Origin of the sequence: Sulfuricurvum sp., from assembly GCF_028712165.1 — a bacterium.
GTDB lineage: Bacteria > Campylobacterota > Campylobacteria > Campylobacterales > Sulfurimonadaceae > Sulfuricurvum.
In genome coordinates, this window is record NZ_JAQTQR010000105.1 from 1 (window position 1) to 6,685 (window position 6,685).

General features: G+C 40.0%; 5 protein-coding genes and 2 pseudogenes. 1 reads left to right on the top strand and 6 read right to left on the bottom strand.

The window, feature by feature from the left end:
* Positions 1-851: pseudogene (locus tag PHP90_RS13385) on the bottom strand (hypothetical protein); the annotation flags it as partial.
* Positions 852-929: 78 nt separating this feature from the next.
* Here PHP90_RS13385 and PHP90_RS13390 point away from each other — a divergent pair.
* Complete coding sequence (locus tag PHP90_RS13390; protein ID WP_299930917.1) at positions 930-1,190, top strand: hypothetical protein; 261 nt, start codon at positions 930-932, stop codon at positions 1,188-1,190.
* Here the strand turns inward: PHP90_RS13390 and PHP90_RS13395 are convergent.
* The 5 genes and pseudogenes from PHP90_RS13395 to PHP90_RS13415 form a co-directional block, all read right to left on the bottom strand.
* Entirely contained in the window at positions 1,187-1,927 is a 741-nt protein-coding gene (locus PHP90_RS13395) for an exonuclease domain-containing protein (RefSeq protein WP_299930919.1), read from the bottom strand. The two genes, PHP90_RS13390 and PHP90_RS13395, sit on opposite strands and share 4 nt — an antisense overlap.
* A complete protein-coding gene (locus PHP90_RS13400; RefSeq protein WP_299930921.1) occupies positions 1,927-2,283 on the bottom strand; it encodes a hypothetical protein in 357 nt (118 codons plus the stop codon). Before PHP90_RS13400 ends, PHP90_RS13395 begins: the two co-directional genes overlap by 1 nt.
* Before the next feature lie 9 nt (positions 2,284-2,292).
* Positions 2,293-5,121 (bottom strand): EAL domain-containing protein, encoded by a 2,829-nt coding sequence (locus tag PHP90_RS13405; RefSeq protein WP_299930923.1) that lies wholly within the window; start codon positions 5,119-5,121, stop codon positions 2,293-2,295.
* 122 nt (positions 5,122-5,243) lie between these two features.
* The gene (locus PHP90_RS13410) at positions 5,244-6,287 is read right to left on the bottom strand and encodes a hypothetical protein (RefSeq protein ID WP_299930925.1); all 1,044 of its coding nucleotides are present in this window, start codon (positions 6,285-6,287) and stop codon (positions 5,244-5,246) included.
* A gap of 3 nt (positions 6,288-6,290) precedes the next feature.
* Positions 6,291-6,685: pseudogene (locus PHP90_RS13415) on the bottom strand (MBOAT family protein); the annotation flags it as partial.

Here is a 6,685-nt window from a genome sequence, read left to right on the forward strand (position 1 = left end):
AACCACTCTTCATCCAAAACGATATGAGCGGCTAAAAGATCACCTGCCCTGTCCGCTAAAAACTGTGCTCCCTGATAGGAGAGAGATTCATTCTGTGCCAAAATAGAATGCAGTTTTTCGACCTTTAACAGCTCCTCTTCAAGCGAGAGGGGAACCCGATGGGCTAAGAGTTCGGAACGTTCTGTAAGCAGCAGCCGAAGCAGCGATTCGGGAGTATCCGGATGGAGCGCAATGGTATCTAATACCCCGCTATACGATCGGTCGGTAGGATTCTTGATTTCACGCTCTATCGGAGCTAGCTGAGCAATCGCCTCGATCAGCTCAGTATTACCATAACGCTCGATCAAATGTGCCAAGCCGCTCATTGCATACTGGACATTGTGATTCCGATCCAAATCTTCGTAAAATCGTCCAATGATCGAGGCGGTTACGTCACGATTGGTGTCATTATCAAACAGACCCTCATTCTGCCAATCATAAAGCTTCAAAAGTTTGAAAAACAGCTCATCCGTAATATAGGGATTTTGGAGAAAATCGACAAGCCGTTCCTGATTCCGGGAAAGCTTGAGGCTCATCAGCAGCCGATTAGGTTCGATACTTTGGCATAGCCACTCCTCGAAATGGGAGAGTTCCACAATAGGAGTGTCCCCTATCTCGTAAAGTCGCGCCGATTCTGCCTGTTCGTAAGGGTTCATCATCCGACCCTCGATAATAAGAGCAACTTCATCATGGTAACTGCCGACTCGCTCGATTTTATGCAATTTTAAGAGGGTGTCAAATTCCTCAGTATTCAAAGCACGGGTTTTCCCCAACAGTAAAATCGATTTTCCGCTTAGCTCATTGTAGTTCATAACGCGCATTATAATCCATCAGCCTAAAAAAATTCAGCAACGCTATAATGTCACCAATAGTTTAAAAGGATTTTAACCATGGAAGAACTTTATGCAGGCATCGCCGCCTATGATGCACAAGACTTTACAAAAGCGTATGAAATTCTTTATCCGTTAGCCGCATACAAACGTGACCCTGAAGCACAGTTTCATATGGGAATGATCTACTTTTACGGCGAAGGGGTTGAAAAGGATATTGATAAGGCAATGGAATGGTGGAGAAAAGCGATGAAAAACGGTCATGTCGATGCCGCATACCGCCTCAGCGAAATCGCTACATCAACAAAAACGACGTTTTAACCTAAAACCTTCCCGATACTGTAGCGCATATCCTCATCGAGAGTATCCATATTATTAAGCATCCAGGTAAGATACCCTTTGTCCGCTTCGGCAATCTCGGTGAGGGTTTTGCCTTTGTACTTGCCAAATTTCAGCGGCCGGGTATAAAAAACCGGTGTTTGGGTTAATTCGACCATCTTATCAATCGGATTAACCCCCTCAAATCTCTCTTGCAATCGTTTACGAAGCTCGCTAAGAAACAGTTTTAACACCAGTACGTCACCTATGGCATCATGCGCTTTTACTTCGATTCCCAAAGCATCCGCTTCGGCTTGCTCAATTTTGTACAACCCAAGACGGTACCGAAAATACTGCAATCGGTGTGCTTCTTCATCATCAAATAGATGTCTCGCACATCGCAGCGTATCAATAAGACGCATTTGAGAGGTAAAATCTTCTTTTGCCAACATCCCTAAATCAAAAGGGGCATTATGAATGATAAGAATATTTTCGGGAGTATTGAGAGCACATAATGCCTGAAAAGCTGATGTTTCAGTACACGGCGGCTTCCCTTCAATCATATCGGGAGTTATACCGTGTACCTCCATCGCTCCGTATCCGATAGGAAGAGGAGCCGAACACAAATCGTTATGAACTTCGACCTTTTTACCGTCCAAAACCATAAAACCGAGCTGGATGATACGATCGGTATCTCCGGCTCCTGTCGTCTCAGTATCGAGTAAAACGTATTTCGCCATTAATACTGATCGTCTTCAGTATCAAGGTCAAACTCATCATAATCGTCTTCGTCTTCTTCATCCTCATCATCGTAGAGTAAATCATCATCTTCATCTCCCTCATCGTTCTCACGCATAGAGGTAAGCTCGGTATAAAGCTGTTCCGCTTCTTCTTCATCAACGTCACCGCTTTGGATCTCTTTGAGAAGCTCTTTATACTCATCACGTAATGCTTGCATATCTTCCAGTTGTGCCCGTTCTTGGGGAGTTGCATCTTTTTGCGATGCTATGGATTCGAAAATCTCATCAATATGATCCTCGACATCGGGAATCAACTCGTTTTGAATCAAATGTTTTAATTGTGCAATATAGGCCATGTTTAATCCTTATGATTTGGATATCTCATTATACTTCAAAAATTCCTCAAATTTTTCTTCACTGAGCGGTCTAGCATATATATATCCCTGTCCTTGCTGACATCCGCATTCTTTTAATGCATTCGCTTGGATCTCATCCTCTATCCCCTCTGCAATCGTCGTCAGTCCTAGTGCATGAGCCATTGCTATAATCGCTTTAACTATCGCGCTGTCTTGTTCGTCATCCGGAATCCCGCGGACAAACGACTGATCAATTTTCAGTTTATCGATCGAAAAACTTTTTAGATAACTCAAACTTGAATACCCCGTACCGAAATCATCGATTGCTACTTCAATCCCAAGCGCTTTTAATGCTATCAGCTTTTCTCCCAATTCCTTCGGATCACTCATCAAGACACTCTCTGTTATCTCCAACTCGACAAACTCCGGGGCCAAAGTACTTTCGGTAATTATACGATGAATCGTTTCGACAACATCGGGACGTTCGAATTGTTTTCCCGATACATTGACCGATATCCTCCCTTTAAACAACCCTTTTTCTATAAGACGTTTAACGGTGACACATGCTTGAGCCAATACTTGTTCACCGATGGGGATGATAAGACGATTGGATTCGGCCAAAGGGATAAACATATCGGGCCGCACAATCCCGATCGTTGGATGCTGCCACCGTACCAAGGCTTCCGCACCAACTACCCTGCCGCTTTTGAGATCGATCTGCGGCTGATAGTAAACGATAAATTCCTTTTCTTCAACCGCACGGTGAAGCTCCCGCTCCATCAGTACCCGTTCAAATAACTGAACACTCATCTCCTGAGTATAAAAATAATAACTGTTTTGGCCACTCTCTTTAGCGCGACGCAATGCAATATCGGCGTTCTTTAAGAGGGTTTCACCATCCTCCGCATCATCAGGATAAATGGTAACTCCGATGCTTGCCGTCAATTTTAAATCGCCGGATGGGGTATCTATCGGCTCTTTAAAAAGATGCATAATCTGATTCAGAGTCCGTTCACATTCGCTGATATCCTGAATGTCTTCCAATATAATGACAAACTCATCGCCCCCTACACGAGCAATCGTATCTTCCTGACGAATCAGCGTTCTCATCACTGAAGAGATTCGTTTAATGACCAAATCTCCTACATTGTACCCATAGGATTCATTAATATCTTTAAAGTTATCGATATCCACATATAACACTGCGAGCTTCGTCTTTTCCCGTTTCGCCCTCTGCATAGAGTGCTCTAAGCGTGCTCCCAAAAGCAATCGGTTCGGCAGATTGGTCAGCACATCGTAATGTGTCATCCGTTCAATTTCCCTCTCCGACTCTCGGATTTTGGTGATATCTTCACCTGAAGAAAACGTCCCTATTATCTCGCCGTTGCGATCTTTCAATAATGCATTATGCCATGCAATGACCCGCGTATTTCCCTCTTTGGTATATACCTTGTTTTCGTAATATTCTACTACCTCACGTCTGCCGGAGACAACATCAGTAAATAACGTTTTCGTCATCTCTCTATCTTCGCTGGATGTAAAAACTTCGAACCAATCTTTCCCGATTGCCTCTTCCTGGCTGATTCCTAAGAGTTGACACCCTTTGGGATTGATCAGATCGACTTTTCCCTCTTTGTTCAATGCCAAAAACATAACCGATGCAACATCCAGATAAAGCCGGCTTTTCTCCTGCTCAAGCTCAATCGTATATTCCATCGTTTTGCGTAACTCTTCACCCAGTCGAACCAACTCGCTGATATCGTTTAAAAAAAGTTTCATGATAGGTTGATTGTTGACCTCGGCTTCGATCAACGTTACTTCATACACACGATCGCCGATTTCAATTTTCTCTTTATCCACACCCCCCTGAGTGCGTAACGTATGTAAAAGCGTTTGCCAAATCTCATCCGGAAACATTTTAGATACGGAGTCATCGATTTTAACCAGAAAAGTCATCATTGCTTCGGCATTAAGCCATTTTATAATCTGTTGTTCACCCAAATCAATGATTTCACAAAACGCAAGTCCCAATAAATTGTACGTTGCTTTCGTATCACGAAGTTTTGATTCGAGTTTTACTTCTAATGCCGTGTTATAATTGAGTACCAAATCTTTTTCAGACAAGAGGAATAAATCGTTATCTCTCCCTTTGACCATTAAATGATGAATACCCTTTTCTCTCATCATATTGATCGCATCATGAACTTTCTCATTCATTTCAACGGTAAAAATAGGAAAATGCATATAACCGGAGATAGATTCTCCGCTTGAAATCCCCCGATAGGCTAATTCCAATATATCCTGCTCCGTCACAATACCGACTGGAGTATTTTTATCGAGTACGATAAGAACGTCTCTGCTTTCACTTTGGAGAAGGTGGATCGCGTCCAATACACTGGCTTCATTATGAATCGACACTGCACGGTTACGGCGGTTAAGACACTGGAATACTTCTTGTGCCGTATGTACTTTACTCTCATAGTAGGAAAGAATATCACTCTGAAGCAAGGTGGAGATGTAATTCCCTTTTTCATCTATCAGAACCAATCTGCGTACATCATAATCGATCATCAATTCTATTGCCATCTCTACAGGACGATCATTATGAATCGAAAGTACAGGATAACTTGCGATGTCAATCGCTTTGATTTCTCCATCCATTCCGTTACGATAGAACTCAATAATATTTTTAAGAGTTAGTATTCCGATAGCTGCGCCATGTTCAACCAGTATTACATGGCTGATTCCATCTTGGCCCATTCTATCAATAGCCTCATTGAGCGTTGCGTCAATGCTGATGCAATCATTTTTGTACGTAACAAGATCACTGAGTAACATAGCTTAACCCCAAAACTAAATGTAGTAGATTATATCCCATCTTCTCACTAGAAATATAATGAGATTAAAGCTTAGTATACTATTGTGTCAAATTTTCCCACGTGCAAAGATAATCAAAAATATTATTTTAAAATTTTTGCCGATACATAAGATTTACTATGCATACCATCTGTAAAGTCTTTTGATGTCAATCCGTATTTATGTGGATTATATGAGCCAACTATCTTTATTTTGTGATGATGTGCAAAATTATTTAAATAATCTTCTACATTTAAAACATTGTGATACTTAATATTTTTACTGATGTAATCATATACGATTGGATGATAAGGGGGGAGAAAAAACTCTACTTCGACACCATGTTTCTGAAGATAATCTATGAAATCTTCAAAGAGCTGTATGTTTGACAATTGATCAAAATTTTCTAGATTATATACTTTTCCACTAATATAATTAAGTGCATTCTTTTTTGTCTCAGCATCCGATTGAAATCTAATCTTATATGGATATTCTATTGATCCATCTGCCCTTTTAATCGATGAATCAATATTATCATTTGTGACAACTTTAACAAGGTTATTTTTGTTCAAATGTTTAATATTATAGATTGTATTATCAAAATTAATCAATTGAGAATAATTATTTTTAGTATCATTTATTTTGTTGTCTTTAGTACTACTGATTTGGGATAGCATAAATGAATACTCTTCTTTAAGTATTTCCCAATCACCTCGCCCCGTATTTTTATTAAATATCCATGCATCAATTCCAAGAATAATTTTCTTGGGCAATTTACCCTCTTTGGCATATATTCCGGTAATAGTAATATAATCTTCCAAGCTTGCATCTGAAACTGAATGATTAAAAAACTTACCATGACATGTCACCATGTTTGATTCAATCATCATACTTTTCGAAGATCCGAGGGCAATGCAATCAGGAGTTTTTTCAAAATTATGATAAATTTGTTTTTGAAATAGCCGTTCATCATAGTTCTCTAATCCCGCTACTATCTTCCCTTGACCAATAGCTTTTGCCGCAGAACTCAATCCTTTATTATGTTGAAAAAAGCCATAACTGTCAAAAAAATAATTAAACAAAGCCAATAAAGAGATAAGCAAAGCCGTCGTAAAAAATACAGTGATTGAAAAAGATTTATTTTTCATGTGCTAAAACCTAAAATATAAAAATTCGCTATGACGTGCCAATAATGTTATCCCTGCAAATAATAAAAGAGAAACAAAGATCTTATTTTTTAGACTCCCTACAAATTCGGATGCCATTTCATTAGAGTTTTTAATATAGAGGATAGCACCCAAGAAGAGTAACATTGCTGCATATTTTGAAGGTCCACCGATTTGTGACAATATTAATCCGAATTCGACCGAATATTTTTCCAAAAATCCTAATCTGCTGGCGAGAGTATCAGGAAGAACAATACCGTTAAGTCCTATCATTCCACTAAGAACATTTTGAGCCATAGGCCAATCTTTGGATCTGAAAAATACCCAAGCCATATTGACAAAGTTAAAGGTAATGAACCATCCGAGCCATCCCCACATTC

Excerpts from the sequence above, each read along its gene's own strand:
- PHP90_RS13390 (WP_299930917.1), top strand. The coding sequence starts at position 930 with ATGGAAGAACTTTATGCAGGCATCGCCGCCTATGATGCACAAGACTTT.
- PHP90_RS13395 (WP_299930919.1), bottom strand. The coding sequence starts at position 1,927 with ATGGCGAAATACGTTTTACTCGATACTGAGACGACAGGAGCCGGAGAT.
- PHP90_RS13400 (WP_299930921.1), bottom strand. The coding sequence starts at position 2,283 with ATGGCCTATATTGCACAATTAAAACATTTGATTCAAAACGAGTTGATT.
- PHP90_RS13405 (WP_299930923.1), bottom strand. The coding sequence starts at position 5,121 with ATGTTACTCAGTGATCTTGTTACGTACAAAAATGATTGCATCAGCATT.
- PHP90_RS13410 (WP_299930925.1), bottom strand. The coding sequence starts at position 6,287 with ATGAAAAATAAATCTTTTTCAATCACTGTATTTTTTACGACGGCTTTG.